The sequence below is a fragment of the Burkholderia puraquae genome, assembly GCF_002099195.1.
Classification (GTDB): Bacteria; Pseudomonadota; Gammaproteobacteria; order Burkholderiales; family Burkholderiaceae; genus Burkholderia; species Burkholderia puraquae.
In genome coordinates this window covers 76333-92958 of the sequence record NZ_NBYX01000020.1, presented here as the reverse complement: position 1 = coordinate 92958, position 16626 = coordinate 76333, and the positions used below count along the sequence as shown (strand labels likewise).

Annotated in this window: 16 protein-coding genes; 12 read left to right on the top strand and 4 right to left on the bottom strand. The window is 64.6% G+C overall.

Features of this window, described 5'->3' with window-relative positions; genetic code table 11:
• The first annotated feature begins 126 nt into the window (after nucleotides 1–126).
• The 4 genes from rplU (at nucleotide 127) to proB (ending at nucleotide 3236) form a co-directional block, all read left to right on the top strand.
• Nucleotides 127–438, top strand: coding sequence for a 50S ribosomal protein L21 (rplU, locus tag B7G54_RS29725; protein ID WP_006025184.1), 312 nt, complete (start codon nucleotides 127–129; stop codon nucleotides 436–438).
• Nucleotides 439–462: 24 nt separating this feature from the next.
• Nucleotides 463–726 (top strand): 50S ribosomal protein L27, encoded by a 264-nt coding sequence (gene rpmA / locus B7G54_RS29720; protein WP_006476999.1) that lies wholly within the window; start codon nucleotides 463–465, stop codon nucleotides 724–726.
• Nucleotides 727–914: 188 nt separating this feature from the next.
• A complete protein-coding gene (obgE, locus tag B7G54_RS29715) occupies nucleotides 915–2027 on the top strand; it encodes a GTPase ObgE (protein WP_085042271.1) in 1113 nt (370 codons plus the stop codon).
• A 90-nt stretch (nucleotides 2028–2117) separates the two neighbouring features.
• Entirely contained in the window at nucleotides 2118–3236 is a 1119-nt protein-coding gene (gene proB / locus B7G54_RS29710) for a glutamate 5-kinase (RefSeq protein WP_085042270.1), read from the top strand.
• Nucleotides 3237–3331: 95 nt separating this feature from the next.
• Here the strand turns inward: proB and B7G54_RS29705 are convergent, their stop codons facing one another.
• Nucleotides 3332–3940 (bottom strand): CNP1-like family protein, encoded by a 609-nt coding sequence (locus B7G54_RS29705; protein ID WP_085042269.1) that lies wholly within the window; start codon nucleotides 3938–3940, stop codon nucleotides 3332–3334.
• 13 nt (nucleotides 3941–3953) lie between these two features.
• Nucleotides 3954–4598, bottom strand: coding sequence for an RNA pyrophosphohydrolase (locus B7G54_RS29700; RefSeq protein WP_085042268.1), 645 nt, complete (start codon nucleotides 4596–4598; stop codon nucleotides 3954–3956).
• Between the two features lie 218 nt (nucleotides 4599–4816).
• Between B7G54_RS29700 and B7G54_RS29690 the strand changes: the two genes are divergently transcribed.
• Both B7G54_RS29690 and B7G54_RS29685 read left to right on the top strand, forming a co-directional pair.
• Nucleotides 4817–6553, top strand: a complete 1737-nt coding sequence (locus tag B7G54_RS29690) for a proline--tRNA ligase (protein ID WP_085042267.1) — start codon at nucleotides 4817–4819, stop codon at nucleotides 6551–6553.
• Between the two features lie 21 nt (nucleotides 6554–6574).
• Nucleotides 6575–7177, top strand: coding sequence for a MarC family protein (locus B7G54_RS29685; RefSeq protein ID WP_059697879.1), 603 nt, complete (start codon nucleotides 6575–6577; stop codon nucleotides 7175–7177).
• Nucleotides 7178–7265: 88 nt separating this feature from the next.
• On the opposite strand, the gene B7G54_RS29680 is transcribed toward B7G54_RS29685, so the two are convergent.
• Together B7G54_RS29680 and ffh are read right to left on the bottom strand one after the other, a co-directional pair.
• The gene (locus B7G54_RS29680) at nucleotides 7266–7817 is read right to left on the bottom strand and encodes a hypoxanthine-guanine phosphoribosyltransferase (RefSeq protein ID WP_021159891.1); all 552 of its coding nucleotides are present in this window, start codon (nucleotides 7815–7817) and stop codon (nucleotides 7266–7268) included.
• A gap of 94 nt (nucleotides 7818–7911) precedes the next feature.
• Complete coding sequence (gene ffh / locus B7G54_RS29675) at nucleotides 7912–9279, bottom strand: signal recognition particle protein (protein ID WP_085042266.1); 1368 nt, start codon at nucleotides 9277–9279, stop codon at nucleotides 7912–7914.
• Between the two features lie 89 nt (nucleotides 9280–9368).
• On the opposite strand from ffh, the gene B7G54_RS29670 reads away from it, so the two are divergent.
• From B7G54_RS29670 to B7G54_RS29640, 6 genes are all read left to right on the top strand, one after another.
• The gene (locus B7G54_RS29670; RefSeq protein ID WP_085042265.1) at nucleotides 9369–10262 is read left to right on the top strand and encodes a cytochrome C assembly family protein; all 894 of its coding nucleotides are present in this window, start codon (nucleotides 9369–9371) and stop codon (nucleotides 10260–10262) included.
• A 13-nt stretch (nucleotides 10263–10275) separates the two neighbouring features.
• Entirely contained in the window at nucleotides 10276–10593 is a 318-nt protein-coding gene (locus B7G54_RS29665) for a PP0621 family protein (RefSeq protein ID WP_085042264.1), read from the top strand.
• On the top strand, nucleotides 10590–11180 hold the full coding sequence (ampD, locus tag B7G54_RS29660; RefSeq protein WP_085042263.1) for a 1,6-anhydro-N-acetylmuramyl-L-alanine amidase AmpD: 591 nt from the start codon (nucleotides 10590–10592) through the stop codon (nucleotides 11178–11180). The genes B7G54_RS29665 and ampD overlap by 4 nt, the downstream gene beginning before the upstream one ends.
• A gap of 464 nt (nucleotides 11181–11644) precedes the next feature.
• On the top strand, nucleotides 11645–14638 hold the full coding sequence (locus B7G54_RS29655; RefSeq protein ID WP_085042262.1) for a ribonucleoside-diphosphate reductase subunit alpha: 2994 nt from the start codon (nucleotides 11645–11647) through the stop codon (nucleotides 14636–14638).
• 365 nt (nucleotides 14639–15003) lie between these two features.
• Entirely contained in the window at nucleotides 15004–16215 is a 1212-nt protein-coding gene (locus B7G54_RS29645; protein ID WP_085042260.1) for a ribonucleotide-diphosphate reductase subunit beta, read from the top strand.
• A gap of 82 nt (nucleotides 16216–16297) precedes the next feature.
• On the top strand, nucleotides 16298–16624 hold the full coding sequence (locus tag B7G54_RS29640) for a hypothetical protein (RefSeq protein WP_080982133.1): 327 nt from the start codon (nucleotides 16298–16300) through the stop codon (nucleotides 16622–16624).
• Nucleotides 16625–16626: the final 2 nt, after the last annotated feature.

Genomic DNA, 16626 nt, shown 5'->3' with positions numbered 1-16626 from the left:
GCCGTTCGGCCGAGGCCCGCGCGCGGCAATCGTCAATCGGTTTTGACTTCGATCCTAAGCCCATGTATAATCACGTGTTTTCCGCGCGTGGTGTGCGGAAAAATTGGATCCAGAGTGAGGTTCTCAATGTACGCGGTCATAAAAACCGGCGGCAAGCAGTACAAGGTTGCCGTTGGCGAAAAACTCAAAGTAGAACAGATACCGGCTGACATTGACGCTGAAATCACGCTCGACCAGGTTCTCGCAGTGGGCGAAGGCGAATCGATTAAGTTCGGTACGCCGCTGGTCAGTGGGGCTTCCGTCAAGGCCACCGTTGTGTCGCACGGTCGTCATGCCAAGGTCACCATCTTCAAGATGCGTCGCCGGAAGCACTACCAAAAGCACGGCGGCCACCGCCAGAACTACACTGAGCTGCGCATCGACGCGATCAACGCGTAAGCGCCTCGGTAAAGGAGCAATCAGATGGCACACAAAAAGGCAGGCGGCTCTTCCCGGAACGGCCGCGACTCCGAGTCGAAACGTCTCGGCGTGAAAGTGTACGGCGGCCAGGCAATCAATGCCGGCGGCATCATCGTGCGTCAGCGCGGTACGCGTATGCACGCAGGCGAGAACGTCGGCATGGGCAAGGATCACACCCTGTTCGCGCTGGTCGACGGTCACGTCAAGTTCGCGACGAAGGGCGCGGACAAGAAGCATCTGGTCATCGTCGTCCCGGCGGCTGCCTAAGTTCAGGCACTCACGGGCTTCGTAGCCGAAAGGCCCCGCAGTCTTCGCGGGGCCTTTTTTTATTTGGTCGCCGGGCGCATCTGCGTTCCGGCGACCATCGCGCAACCGGCGTACGATCGGCCGAACGGCAGATTGTTCAAGCGCGCCGGGGCGCGGCACAATAGCGGAAATACTGGGCGGAGTGACGAATGAAGTTCATTGACGAAGCACGAATCGAAGTCATCGCCGGCGACGGAGGCGATGGCAGCGCGTCGATGCGCCGCGAGAAGTTCGTCCCGTTCGGCGGGCCGGACGGCGGCGACGGCGGCCGGGGCGGTAGCGTGTACGCGATCGCCGACCGCAACATCAACACATTGATCGATTACCGTTACGCGAAGAAGCATCTGGCGCGCAACGGCGAAAACGGGCGCGGCTCGGATTGCTACGGCAAAGGCGGCGACGACGTCACGCTGCGCATGCCGGTCGGCACGGTCATCAGCGACATGGATACCGGCGAGCTGATCGCCGACCTGACCGAGCACGACCAGCAGGTGATGCTTGCTCAGGGCGGCTCCGGCGGGCTCGGCAACCTGCATTTCAAGTCGAGCACGAACCGTGCGCCGCGCCAGAAGACGGACGGCAAGCCGGGCGAGCGGCGCATGCTGAAGCTCGAGCTGAAGGTGCTCGCCGACGTCGGCCTGCTCGGCATGCCGAACGCAGGCAAATCGACGTTCATCTCGTCGGTGTCGAACGCGAAGCCGAAGATTGCTGACTACCCGTTCACGACGCTTGCGCCGAATCTCGGCGTGGTGCGCGTCGGCCCGAGCAAGAGCTTCGTGATTGCCGACATTCCGGGGCTGATCGAGGGCGCCGCCGAAGGCGCGGGCCTCGGCCATCAGTTCCTGCGCCACCTGCAGCGCACCGGCGTGCTGCTGCATCTTGTCGATCTTGCGCCGTTCGACGAAAGCGTCGATCCGGTCGCGGAAGCGACTGCGATCGTCGGCGAGCTGCGCAAGTACGACGAGGCGCTCTACGAGAAGCCGCGCTGGCTCGTGCTCAACAAGCTCGACATGGTGCCGGAAGACGAGCGCAAGGCGCGCGTCGCGGATTTCCTCGAGCGCTTCGAGTGGGACGGCCCCGTGTTCGAGATCTCGGCACTGACCGGCCAGGGCTGTGAAGCACTGTGCTACGCAATCTACGACTACCTCTCCGCGCATTCGGACGCGCATCGCGCGGCGGAGGCCGAAGATCTCGCGGCGGACGTGCGTTTCCGCGATGCGCCGGCCGGGAAGGGCGATGCAGTGCCGGGCGACGACGCCTGAGTTGTTCCGGAACGCGCCGGGCGTGCCGCCCGGCGTCGGCGTTCAATCGCCCCCGGCCGGGCAGGCATCAGATACAGGAGACAAGTCAGGATGCGTTCGATCATCGCGGATTCGAAGCGATTGGTGGTGAAGGTGGGTTCCAGCCTCGTGACCAACGACGGCAAGGGGCTCGATCATGCAGCAATCGGCCGCTGGGCGGCCCAGATCGCCGCGCTGCGCACCCAGGGCAAGGAAGTCGTGCTCGTCAGTTCGGGCGCGATTGCCGAAGGAATGCAGCGGCTCGGCTGGAGCAAGCGACCGCGCGAAATCGACGAGTTGCAGGCTGCTGCCGCAGTCGGCCAGATGGGGCTCGCGCAGGTCTATGAGAGCCGCTTCACCGAGCACGACATCCGCACCGCGCAGATCCTGCTGACGCATGCCGACCTGGCGGACCGCGAGCGTTATCTGAATGCGCGTTCGACGCTGCTGACGCTATTGCGGCTGGGCGTCGTGCCGATCATCAACGAGAACGACACGGTCGTCACCGACGAAATCAAGTTCGGCGACAACGACACGCTCGGCGCGCTCGTTGCAAACCTGATCGAAGGCGATGCGCTGGTCATCCTGACCGACCAGTCGGGGCTGTTCACGGCCGATCCGCGCAAGGATCCGAACGCGACGCTCGTTGCGGAAGCCAGTGCGGGCGCGCCGGAACTCGAGGCGATGGCGGGCGGTGCGGGCTCGAGCCTCGGCCGCGGCGGGATGCTGACGAAGATCCTCGCGGCGAAGCGTGCGGCGCACAGCGGCGCGAATACCGTGATCGCGAGTGGCCGGGAGACTGACGTGCTCGTGCGTCTGGCGGCTGGCGAGGCGATCGGCACCCAACTGATCGCTCGTACTGCGCGGATGGCGGCGCGCAAGCAGTGGATGGCCGACCATCTTCAGGTGCGCGGCCATGTCGTGATCGACGCGGGCGCGGTCGAGAAGCTGACGGCCGGCGGCAAGAGCCTGCTGCCGATCGGCGTGATCGACGTGCAGGGCGCGTTCGCACGCGGCGAAGTCATCGCGTGTGTCGGCCCCGACGGGCGCGAAGTGGCACGCGGGCTCACGAACTACAGCAGTGCGGAGACGAAGCTGATTCACCGCAAGCCGAGCGGCGAGATCGAATCCGTGCTCGGCTACATGCTGGAGCCCGAATTGATTCATCGCGACAACCTGGTGCTGGTGTGACCATTCGTGCCGGTTCCGGCCGTCAAATGAAAAAGCCCGCGTGATGCGGGCTTTTTTCATGCGGCGGACAGGGGTGCGGCGGGTGCCGCGCGCCGTCAGCGCAACTGGCTCATCGCGGTGCGGTGGAACCGGATGTTCTCCAGGATCTGCTGGGTGGTACCCTGCGGCATCTTGTTCGAGCAGAAGTAATCCTGATAGAGCGCCGAGTGGTAGGCATTCAGCTCGCCGTTCTCGATGCGCAGCCAGTCGTTCTCGACCGTGCGATCCCAGCCGTCGTGATCCGAATTCAGGCCGGCATACTGGCGCCATTCGTAGGTGTCGCAGCGGATGCCTTCATAGTTCACGTTGCGCGCACCGGCCGGGCTCGTGATGACGACAGCGTAGCGCACGACACCATCGGTGCCGACCGCGAGCGACTTCGCATCGACGAAGAACTTGAGCGGCGTGTTCTGCGAGACGTTGAACGGCAGCAGGTCGCCCGTTTGCGGCAGCGGTGGCAGCGAGTCAACCGCGTTTTCCTTCCAGGTGCCCTGGCGGTCCAGCAGATACACGAACTCGCTGTCATCCTTGTTGGTCGGCGTCTTCGAATTCGCGCAACCTGCCAGCGTGGCCACCGCGGCAATCGATGCGAGCGCGAGAGCAATCGCTTTCAATATGCATTCCTCGTAAAAAAAGGGCGCGACACCAAGGTCGCGCCCGGTCATGCAGTTCGATTCGTCATTTGCCGATGATCACGCGGGGCGGCATCTCGTCCAGCGTGCCCGCTTCCACTTCGATCTCCGAACAGACTACCGATGTGTCGACAATCGTCAGCGTCTGGGCCTGCGCGCCAATGACGCGCGGATAGCGCGACAGACGCGGCCCGCGCGGCTTCTCGGCTCGCTGCGCCGGGCGGCGCAGGAAGCGCGACAGTTCCGTCAGCGCCAACTGATAGACATCCCGCTTGAACTCGATCACCGCATCGAGCGGCACCCAGTACTCGTTCCAGCGCCACGCATCGAACTCCGGGTGGTCGGTCGCGCGCAAGCAAATGTCGCAATCGCGTCCAACCATCCGCAGCAGGAACCAGATCTGCTTCTGGCCGCGGTAATGACCGCGTACTTCGCGTTTAATGAACTTGTCAGGCACCTCATAACGCAACCAGTCGCGAGTGCGGCCGATTATCTTGACGTGTTCCGGGTGCAGGCCCGTCTCCTCGTGCAGTTCCCGGTACATCGCCTGCATAGGGGTCTCACCGTACTTGATCCCACCTTGAGGAAACTGCCAGGAATGCTCGCGGAGCCGCTTGCCCCAAAACACCTCGTTGCGCGCGTTCAAGAGGATGATGCCGACGTTCGGGCGAAAGCCTTCACGATCCAGCATACAACCACCTTCGAATCCTTTAAAATTGCTTTGATTATAAACAGATAACGGGCGCTGCGCACCGTGACGGAGCGAATCCGCGCGGGGCACACCGGCTGAATTGTCCCTGATTAGTCTGCTAAGTCATCTGCGCCATCGTCGTTCGTCGCGCGCAGCTTTTTCACCTTGAAACTTTTTCGGGCGCCCCGCCTGGGGGCGCCGTTTTTGGAACCGTCCGCATGAAAGCTTCCCGTTTCTTTATCGGCACCCTGAAAGAAGCACCCGCCGACGCAGAGATCGTCAGCCACAAGCTGATGGTCCGCGCCGGCATGATCCGTCGCGTCGCCGGCGGCATCTATAACTACCTGCCGGTCGGCCTGCGTTCGATTCGCAAGGTCGAGGCGATCGTGCGCGAGGAAATGAACCGGGCGGGCGCCATCGAGCTGCTGATGCCGGCCGTGCAGCCGGCCGAGCTGTGGCAGGAATCGGGTCGCTGGGAACAGTACGGCCCCGAGCTGCTGCGCTTCAAGGACCGCAAGGACAACGATTTCGTGATCGGGCCGACGCACGAGGAAGTCGTCACCGACATCGCGCGCAACCAGATCAAGAGCTACCGGCAGATGCCGGTGAACTTCTACCAGATCCAGACGAAGTTCCGCGACGAGATCCGTCCGCGCTTCGGCGTGATGCGCGGCCGCGAATTCATCATGAAGGACGCGTACTCGTTCGACAAGGATGCGGCCGGCCTGAACGAGTCGTATCGCAAGATGTACGACGCGTACGTGCGCATCTTCACGCGCCTCGGCCTCGAGTTCCGTGCGGTCGCGGCCGACAGCGGCTCGATCGGCGGCAATTTCTCGCACGAGTTCCACGTGATCGCCGATACCGGCGAGGACGCGATCGCCTACTGCCCGACGTCCGAGTTCGCGGCGAACATCGAGGCAGCCGAAGCGCTGCCGCTGACTGCCGAGCGCGCGGCGCCGGCCGAAGCGATGGAAAAAGTCGCGACGCCCGGCAAGGCGAAGTGCGAAGCCGTCGCCGAACTGCTGGCCATCCCGCTCGAGCGCACGATCAAGTCGATCGTGCTCGCGACCGACAACGAAGGCGCGGAGCCGACCATCTGGCTCGTGATGCTGCGCGGCGATCACGACCTGAACGAGATCAAGGTGTCGAAGCTGCCGGGCCTGAAGAACCACCGCTTCGCGACCGAGCAGGAAATTGTCGAGTGGTTCGGCACGCCGCCGGGCTATCTCGGCCCGGTCGGCACGAAGAAGCCGGTGAAGGTGATCGCGGACCGCACGGTCGCGAACATGAGCGACTTCGTCGTCGGCGCGAACGAGGTCGACTATCACATCGCGGGCGTGAACTGGGGCCGCGACCTGCCCGAACCGGACGTCGCCGACGTGCGCAACGTGAAGAAGGGCGACCCGTCGCCGGACGGCAAGGGCGTGATCGACATCTGCCGCGGCATCGAGGTCGGCCACGTGTTCCAGCTCGGCACCAAGTATTCGGAAGCGATGGGTGCGACGTTCCTCGACGAGTCGGGCAAGCCGCAGCCGATGCTGATGGGCTGCTACGGCGTCGGCGTCACGCGCATTCTCGGCGCGGCGATCGAGCAGAACTTCGACGACAAGGGCATCATCTGGCCCGAGTCGATCGCGCCGTTCGAAGTCGTGCTGTGCCCGATGGGCTATGACCGCAGCGAAATGGTGCGCGAGACCGCCGACAAGCTGTATGCGGAACTCGTCGCAGCCGGCATCGACGTGATCCTCGACGACCGCGGCGAGCGCCCGGGCGTGATGTTCGCCGACTGGGAGCTGATCGGCGTGCCGCATCGCCTCGTGATCGGCGAGCGCGGCCTGAAGGAAGGCAAGATCGAGTATCAGGGCCGCCGCGACGCCGAAGCGACGCTGCTGCCGGCCGACGCGGCTGCGGCGACGGTCGCGGAGAAGATCCGCGCCGCGCTCGCGCGCTAAGCGCACCGACCGGGGAACGCGGTGGAATACACCTTCCTGTCGGCCACCGTGCTCCTGGTGCTGATCACCGATCCGCTCGGCAACATCCCGCTGTTCATTTCGGCCATGCGGGATGTGCCGCGCGAGCGGCGCGTGAAGCTGATCCTGCGTGAAGTGGGGATCGCGTTCGTGATCCTGCTGTTCTTCATGCTGGTCGGCGACCGCTTCCTGCGGATGATGAGCCTCACCGATCTGTCGCTGCGACTCGGCGGCGGGATCGTGCTGTTCCTGATCGCGCTGCGGATGATCTTCCCGCATCCGGACGGCGCGCTCGGCAGCGACCCGCGCGCGGGCGGCGAGCCGTTCATCGTGCCGCTCGCGATTCCGGCGCTCGCCGGGCCGTCCGCGCTCGCGACGGTGATGCTGCTGACGTCGCAGGGGCCCGGCAAGATGCTCGAGTGGGTCGGCGCGCTGACGGTCACGATGATCGTCTGCGCGGTGACACTGGTGCTGGCCGAGCGGATCCAGCAATGGATCGGCGAGCGGACCGTCGCGGCGTTCGAGCGGCTGATGGGCCTCGTGCTCGTCGCAATTTCGGTCGAGATGATGCTGGGCGGCATCCGTGCGTTCGTGCACCAGCTCTAGGGCGGGGCGGGCGCGCGCCCACAAAAAAGCGGCGCTCCGGGAGACCGGAGCGCCGCTTTCTATTTATAGCGTGCGGAGCGGGGCGCGCTCAGACGTTCGTGGTCAGCGCGCGGATCGTCGGCAGGTTGCGCCAGTAGCCCTTCGCATCCATCCCGCAGCCGAACACGTAGCGGTCCGGCACCGCGAAGCCGCAGAAGTCGGGGTGCAGCGGCTTCGCCTTTGCGAGCGTTTTCTCGCACAGCACGGCGGACATGAAGCGCTTCGCGCCCATGTCGAGGATGCGGTCGCGGATCGCGGCCATCGTCTCGCCTTCGTCCAGGATGTCGTCGAGCACGAGCACGATCCGGTCCTTCACCGATTCGCGCGGTGCGACGCGCCAGTGCATTTCCGGGCTGCCCTGCGTCGTGTTGCGGTAGCGGGTCAGGTGGATGTAGTCGAATTCGAGCGGGAAATCGAGGTGCGGCAGCAGCATCCCGGTAAACACCGCGGCGCCGCCCATCACCGAGAGAACGAGCGGGAACGCATCGCCGATCTCGGCGCGGATCGCGTCGGCCATCCGGGAGATCGACGCATTGACGGCGTCGGCCGAGACGATCTCTTCGGAGTGGTTGAAAATGTGGAGGGCTTCTTCGCGGTTCATGTGTTCTGGCGGGCAGTCGGTATACAAATAAGAATGAAGCAGAACGGCCGGCGCGCGCTACAGCAAAAACCCGCGCGCCGGCCGATGGGCGGAATCAGCGCATGCCGGGCATCATGCCCTTCAGGCCGCGCATCATCTTCTGCATGTTGCCGCCCTTCAGCTTCTTCATCATCGTACGCATCTGGTCGTACTGGTTCAGCATCCGGTTGACTTCCTGCACCGGCACGCCCGCGCCGGCTGCAATGCGGCGCTTGCGCGTCGCCTTGATGATCTCGGGTTTCGCGCGCTCGGCAGGCGTCATCGAGCTGATGATGCCTTCCATCCGGCGGATCGACTTCTCGGCCTGGCCCATGTCCGCACCGGCCGCCGCTTGCTGGAATTGTGCAGGCAGCTTGTCCATCAGCGACGACAGGCCGCCCATGTTCTTCATCTGCGAGATCTGCGCGCGGAAATCGTTCAGGTCGAAGTCGCCGCCTTTCTTGACCTTGTCGGCGAGCTTCTGCGCGGCCTGCACGTCGACGCCGCGTTGCGCCTCCTCGACGAGCGCGAGGATGTCGCCCATGCCGAGGATCCGGTTCGCCATCCGGTCGGGGTGGAACACCTCGAGGCCGTCGAGCTTCTCGGCCACGCCGACGAACTTGATCGGCTTGCCCGTGACGTGACGCACCGACAGTGCGGCGCCGCCGCGCGAATCGCCGTCGAGCTTGGTCAGCACGACGCCGGTGAGCGGCAGCGTGTCGTTGAACGCCTTCGCGGTGTTGACCGCGTCCTGGCCGAGCATCGCGTCGACGACGAACAGCGTTTCGGCCGGCTTCAGCGTGCCGTGCAGCGCGGCGATTTCCTGCATCATCGCCTCGTCGATGCCGAGGCGGCCGGCCGTATCGACGATCAGCACATCATGGTAGTGGCGCTTCGCCCAGTCGACGGCCGCGATCGCGATGTCGACGGGCTTCTGGTCCGGCGTGGACGGGAAGAAGTCGGCGCCGACCTGTTCGCTCACCGTTTTCAGCTGCATGATTGCGGCCGGGCGATACACGTCGCACGACACGGTCAGCACCTTCTTCTTGTACTTCTCGCGCAGCAGCTTCGCGAGCTTGCCGGCGGTCGTGGTCTTGCCCGCGCCCTGCAGGCCGGCCATCAGGATCACCGCGGGCGGCGTGACCGCGAGGTTCAGCTCGACGGCCTTGCCTTCGTAGTCGCCGCCGATCACGGCGGTCAGTTCCTTCTGGACCACGCCGACCAGCGCCTGACCCGGCGACAGGCTGCTGATCACGTCTTCGCCGAGCGCCTTTTCCTTGACCTTGGCGATGAATTCGCGGACGACCGGCAGCGAAACGTCGGCCTCCAGCAGTGCGAGACGCACCTCGCGGAGCATCTCCTGCGTGTTCGCCTCGGTAAGCCGGGCCTCGCCGCGCAGCGTCTTGACGACGCGAGCCATCCGTTGAGTGAGATTGTCGAGCATGGGGAGCGATGGACAGTGGGGCCCGAAGGCGCGGCGGAACCGAACAAAGGGAGCCGTCGCGGGAAGGGGGCCTAGTGTAAACTTCGAACATGGATATTGTACTGTATGCCCTCACCGCATTCCTGTACGGCGGCCTAGCCGTCGCAGGCTGGCGCACGCACCGCCAGGGTGCGACGCCGCTCGTCGCGAGCGTGCCGGCCGTGCCGGTTCCTGCGTCCGCCGCGTCCGGGATGAGCGGGGCCGGCCGTGCGCTGCTGTTCGCCGCGCTCGTCGCGCACGGCGTGCTGCTCCACATGACGATCTTTCCGAACGACGCGATGGTGTTCGGCTTCGCGTTCGCGCTCTCCGCGATGTTCTGGCTCGGCGCCGGCATCTACTGGATCGAGAGCTTCTTCTTCCCGCTCGACAGCCTGCGCCTGCTGGTATTGCCGCTCGCATGCGGCGCGTCGTTGCTGCCGCTCGTGTTCGGCGGCGTGCGGGTGCTTCCTTATGCCGCAGCGCCGCTGTTCAAGCTGCACTTCCTGATCGCGAACATCGCATACGGCCTGTTCGCGATCGCGGCACTGCACGCGATCCTGATGCTGATGGTCGAGCGGCGCCTGCAGTCGCTGAGGAGCGGCGGGCGCGACGGTTCGACGGGATGGATCGCGAGCTGGCTCGAGACGCTGCCGCCGCTGCTCACGCTCGAGAAGCTGCTGTTCCGCCTGATCGGCGCCGGCTTCGTGCTGCTCACGCTGACGCTCGCGTCGGGCATCCTGTTCAGCGAGCAGGTCGACGCGCGCGCGCTGCGGCTCGACCACAAGACCGTATTCGCGATCCTGTCGTGGCTGATGTTCGGCGGCCTGCTGGTCGCCCGCAAGACGTCCGGCTGGCGTGGCCGAGGCGCTGCACGCTGGGTGCTCGTGTCGTTCGCCGCGCTGCTGCTCGCGTATGTCGGCAGCCGGTTCGTTTTCGAGGTGCTGCTGCACCGCTCCGTGGTTTGACCGCAGGTTTCCGATGCGACAGATTCTTCTCCTGATTCTTCTCTTCTTCGCGGGCTCGTGGATCGCACGCAAGCTGCGCCAGGCCCAGGAGCACGCGCAGGCGCGCACCGGCCGCGGCGCCGGTTACGACGGCGCGCCCGGCGCCGGCGGCGCGGGGGCGGCACGCCCGAGCGGCGACACGCGCTCGCTGCCCGAACCGATGGTGCGCTGCGCCGAATGCGGCGTGCATGCGCCGAAGGGCGACGCCGTCGCCGCGGGCGGCGAATACTTCTGCAGCGCCGACCACGCGCAGCGCCACGCCGCGCGTACGAGCGGTCACGACGCACGATGAGCGACGCGCCGCTGCTGTCGGTCGACGCGAACGGCTGGGTGCGCGACGCGCGCCATGCGCCGTCGCCGAACTTCGAGGTGCGGCCCGCGGGTGCGGTGCCGACGCTCGTGGTCGTCCACAACATCAGCCTGCCGCCCGGCGAATTCGGCGGCGACGCGATCGAGGCGCTGTTCCTGAATCGCCTCGACTGCGATGCGCACCCCTATTACCAGAGCCACCTGCGCGGCGTGCGCGTGTCCGCGCATTTCCTGATCCGCCGCGGCGGCGAGCTCGTGCAGTTCGTGTCGTGCGACGAGCGCGCGTGGCACGCAGGCTCGTCCGAGTTCTTTGGCCGGCCGCGCTGCAACGACTTCTCGATCGGCATCGAACTCGAAGGCGCGGACGACGTGCCGTTCGACGATGCGCAGTACGCGATGCTTGCCGTGCTCTCCCGTGCGCTCGCCGCACGCTACCCGATCGATGCATTCGCGGGGCACTCGGACGTCGCGCCGGGCCGCAAGACCGACCCGGGCCCGCATTTCGATTGGCAACGCTTCGCGAGCGATGCCGGTTTTTCCGCCGAATACTTTCCTTTCCGTCAGCACTGAGCGCAGGGTTTTCGAGCCCGCCAAAAAATTTTTTCCGACCAATGCCTTGTCACGTCTGCGCCTGCGCGGGGCGGGGGTGATGTCAATACCTTCAGCGCAAATTATCCGTTTTGACCTGGTCCGAATGTCCACTATACTTGGTGCCAGTTGAGTGGTTCTGTACTAGATATAGTGTGTGTCGCAGGGGAAACCCGAGCGGCACCGGCCGGCGGCCAATGCCGGCGGGCAGGGTTCTCAGGGCGGCGCGCCAGGGCCGGGCGGTCCAGGCGTCGCGATCAAGCGCAGCGAACTTCGACGGGGCAGGGTACACATGACGAAGCACACGACCGGATCGGTTGTCGCGCATCGACCGAACCGGCTTCCCCGGCGTATCGCTCGCCTCTTACCGCTCGCGCACCGCGTTGCGCAGCGTTCGTTTTAATCCGCGGTTCTCTCCGCACCATCCAACACCAGGAGCTTTGCACATGCAAACCACCGACAACGCGACGTCCCAGTACGAGAGCGCCTCGAGCCGTCCGCTCGGCGGGACCGAACAGGGCGCGAAGGCGCTCGCGCCGCAGGCCACGTTCGCCGACTACAAGGTGATCCGCCGCAACGGCAGCGTCGTATCGTTCGAACCTTCGAAGATCGCGATCGCGGTGACCAAGGCTTTCCTGGCCGTCAACGGCGGGCAGGGTGCGGCATCGGCGCGCGTGCGCGAGCAGGTCGAGCAACTGACGCACAACGTCGTGCGCGCGCTCGTGCGCAGCCGCCCGAACGGCGGTACGTTCCATATCGAAGACATTCAGGACCAGGTCGAACTCGCGCTGATGCGCGGCGGCGAGCACAACGTCGCGCGTGCATATGTGCTGTATCGCGAGAAGCGTCACCTCGAGCGCCAGCATGCGGGCGAGGAAGCAGCGGCAGCAGGCGGCGAGGCGAGCACCGGCATCAACGTCATCGACAACGGCGTCACGCGTCCGCTCGACCTGAACGCACTGCGCGCGCTGATCGTGTCGGCATGCGACGGCCTCGGCGCTGCGGTTAACCCTGACCCGATCGTCGCGGAAACGGTGAAGAACCTGTACGACGGCGTGCCGATGAGCCAGGTCTACGACTCGGCGATCCTGGCTGCGCGTACGATGATCGAGAAGGATCCGGCATACAGCCAGGTCACGGCTCGCATCCTGCTGCACACGATCCGTCGCGAGATCCTCGGCGAGGAAGTCGTGCAGGCCGAGATGTCGGCCCGCTACGCGGAATACTTCCCGCAGTTCCTGAAGCGCGGCGTCGACGCCGGCCTGCTCGACGACAAGCTGCTGCAGTTCGACCTGAAGCGCCTCGGCGAAGCGCTCGACGCGAACCGCGACCTGCAGTTCGGCTACCTCGGTCTGCAGACGCTGTACGACCGCTACTTCCTGCACGTCGAAGGCACGCGCATCGAAATGCCGCAGGCATTCTTCATGCGCGTCGCGATGGGCCTGTCGCTGAACGAGATCGACCGCGAAACGCGCGCGATCGAGTTCTACAACGTGCTGTCCAGCTTCGACTTCATGAGCTCGACGCCGACGCTGTTCAACTCGGGCACGCACCGCTCGCAGCTGTCGTCGTGCTACCTGACGACGGTCGCGGACGATCTCGACGGCATCTATGAAGCGCTGAAGGAAAACGCGCTGCTGTCGAAGTTCGCCGGCGGCCTGGGCAACGACTGGACGCGTGTGCGTGCACTCGGCTCGCATATCAAGGGCACGAACGGCAAGTCGCAAGGCGTGGTCCCGTTCCTGAAGGTCGTCAACGACACGGCTGTCGCGGTCAACCAGGGCGGCAAGCGCAAGGGCGCGGTCTGCGCGTACCTCGAATCGTGGCACCTCGACATCGAGGAGTTCCTGGAGCTGCGCAAGAACACGGGCGACGACCGCCGCCGTACGCACGACATGAACACGGCGAACTGGATTCCCGACCTGTTCATGAAGCGCGTGATGGAAGGTGCCGACTGGACGCTGTTCTCGCCGTCGACCTGCCCGGACCTGCACGACAAGTTCGGCGCGGAATTCGAGGCGGCTTACACGGCTTACGAAGACAAGGTCGCGCGCGGCGAGATCAAGCTGTTCAAGAAGATCCCGGCGGCGCAGCTGTGGCGCAAGATGCTTGGCATGCTGTTCGAGACGGGCCACCCGTGGATCACGTTCAAGGATCCGTGCAACATCCGCTCGCCGCAGCAGCACGTGGGTGTCGTCCACTCGTCGAACCTGTGCACGGAAATCACGCTGAACACGAGCGACTCCGAAATCGCGGTGTGCAACCTCGGCTCGGTGAACCTCGTCGCCCACTTGGTGAAGCAGGCCGACGGCAGCTACGCGCTCGACCACGACAAGCTGAAGCGCACGATCAGCGTCGCGATGCGCATGCTCGACAACGTGATCGACATCAACTACTACGCGGTGGCGAAGGCGCGTAACTCGAACCTGAAGCACCGCCCGGTCGGCATGGGCATCATGGGTTTCCAGGACTGCCTGCACCTGCTGCGCACGCCGTACGCGTCGGAAGCGGCGGTCGAGTTCGCCGACCGTTCGATGGAAGCGGTCTGCTACTACGCGTACCACGCGTCGACCGAGCTGGCCGAGGAGCGGGGCCGCTACTCGAGCTACCGCGGCTCGCTGTGGGATCGCGGCATCCTCCCGCAGGACACGCTGAAGCTGCTCGCCGAAGCGCGCGGCGGCTACGTCGAGGTCGACACGTCCGAATCCCTCGACTGGGCGTCGCTGCGTTCGCGGATCGCCACGCACGGCATGCGCAACTCGAACTGCGTCGCGATCGCGCCGACGGCGACGATCTCGAACATCATCGGCGTGTCGGCATGTATCGAGCCGACCTTCCAGAACCTGTACGTGAAGTCGAACCTGTCGGGCGAATTCACGGTGGTGAACGAGTTCCTCGTCCGCGACCTGAAGGAACGCGGGCTGTGGGACGAAGTGATGGTCTCCGACCTGAAGTACTTCGACGGCATGCTGTCGCGCATCGACCGCATCCCGGCCGACCTGCGCGCGATCTACGCGACCGCGTTCGAAGTCGACCCGACGTGGCTGGTCGAAGCGGCATCGCGTCGCCAGAAGTGGATCGACCAGGCGCAGTCGCTGAACATCTACATGGGCGGCGCGTCGGGCAAGAAGCTCGACGAGGTCTACAAGCTCGCATGGCTGCGCGGCCTGAAGACGACCTACTACCTCCGCACGATGGCGGCGACGCACGTCGAGAAGTCGACGGTCGCACACGGCGCGCTGAACGCAGTGCCGACGAGCGGCGGTTCGAGCAGCGGCGGCGCGCAAGGCGCGGCAGGCGGCTTCGGTGCGGCAGGCGGCGATGTGTCGTCGGGCGCGGTCAATGCAGCGCCGGCACTCGCGCCGGTCGAGGCAGATGGTCCGGTGTGCACGATGCGTCCGGGCGATCCTGGCTTCGACGAGTGCGAAGCGTGCCAGTAACGCAGCGCACCTGACCTGAGAAGAAGGTCAGCGCGGCGCACACGACGACCGATCGAGGTTGAAGTGTGCGCCGCTCTCAACTAAAAAAATGATAAGGAATCTGTAACGCGGCACCTGCGTTGCAGGCAGTGACAAGCGATCGAAACATCCCCGACGACGTCGCGTTTCGATCAGCGTTCGATGCGTCGAGCGCACCTTGCGATACACGCGCGACACACGTCGCGCTCTGCATGAACGACGATGCGTTGCTCAAAGTGTTGTATCGAGGTCGCAACGCGAATCGAAAAAAGGATTTTTCGTGAGCGAACCCTTTTATCGCTCAGGAAAAGATGGTACAAACCGTTCTAAATTGATGGTGAGAATTTATGCTCAACTGGGATGACGAGAAGACTGCCGTAACTCCCGCGAGCGGAGCGCAGCAAAATGCGCTGCGCACCTCCGCAGGAATGGCTGTCGGACTGCAGGCTGCAACGCCTGCCGCCCATCAGGTCCGCGACATTTTCGAAGGCGATCTTGCGGTGCCCCCGCAAGCATCGGCTGTTCCCGCCGGCGGTTCGGAAGCGCGGGTCAATGTCGCCGACAAGCGCATCATCAACGGCCAGACTGACGTCAATCAGCTGGTGCCGTTCAAGTACAAGTGGGCGTGGGAAAAGTATCTGGCCGGTTGCGCGAACCACTGGATGCCGCAGGAAATCAACATGTCCCGCGACATCGCTCTGTGGAAGGACCCGAACGGTCTGACCGAGGACGAGCGCCGCATCGTGAAGCGCAACCTCGGCTTCTTCGTGACGGCCGATTCGCTCGCGGCGAACAACATCGTGCTCGGCACGTACCGCCACATCACGGCGCCCGAGTGCCGGCAGTTCCTGCTGCGCCAGGCGTTCGAAGAGGCGATCCACACGCACGCGTACCAATACATTGTCGAATCGCTCGGTCTCGATGAAGGCGAAATCTTCAACGCGTACCACGAGGTCACGTCGATCCGCGCGAAGGACGAATTCCTGATCCCGTTCATCCACACGCTGACGGATCCGGCCTTCAAGACCGGCACGCTCGAAGCGGATCAGAAGCTGCTGAAGTCGCTGATCGTGTTCGCCTGCATCATGGAAGGCCTGTTCTTCTATGTCGGGTTCACGCAGATTCTCGCGCTCGGCCGCCAGAACAAGATGACGGGTGCTGCAGAGCAATATCAGTACATCCTGCGCGACGAGTCGATGCACTGCAACTTCGGCATCGACCTGATCAACCAGATCAAGCTCGAGAATCCGCATCTCTGGACCGCCGAATTCCGCGCCGAGATCCGCGAGCTGTTCAAGCAGGCTGTCGAACTCGAATACCGCTACGCCGAGGACACGATGCCGCGCGGCGTGCTGGGTTTGAACGCGTCGATGTTCAAGAGCTATCTGCGCTTCATCAGCAACCGCCGTTGCCAGCAGATCGGCCTCGATCCGCTGTACCCGAACGAGGAAAACCCGTTCCCGTGGATGAGCGAGATGATCGACCTGAAGAAGGAACGCAACTTCTTCGAGACGCGTGTGATCGAGTATCAGACGGGCGGCGCGCTGTCCTGGGAATAACCCGCAGCAGCGAACCCGTCACATGATGGAGCAGCCGGCGGCCTCTCGGCCCCGGCCCAAGGTTTAGGAGCAAGAACGCCTGATGCAAAGCATGCCCGGTGCCTTAACGGCCCAACGACACGACAGGCACTTTGCGAACCCTTCAGTGGGATGGGCAAACTTCCCTCCGGAAAAAGCGGACGGCCGTGTGGCGGTCCGCTTGATCAAGCGATTAGGGGTAGCGGCGCGAGGTGCGCCGGCTACCGACTTGATTTGGCGCGCGAGGCCGGGTGGTCACGCGCGCCATACCGTATTCATTAGCGTAAGCGCGTGGTATCCGCGTACGCCGATGAATAGCCCGCTTCGAAGCGCACGTCCTGAACAGCGTCCGCGGGAAGCGGGTTTTGACGAAGGGTGTAGTTTGAACTGACT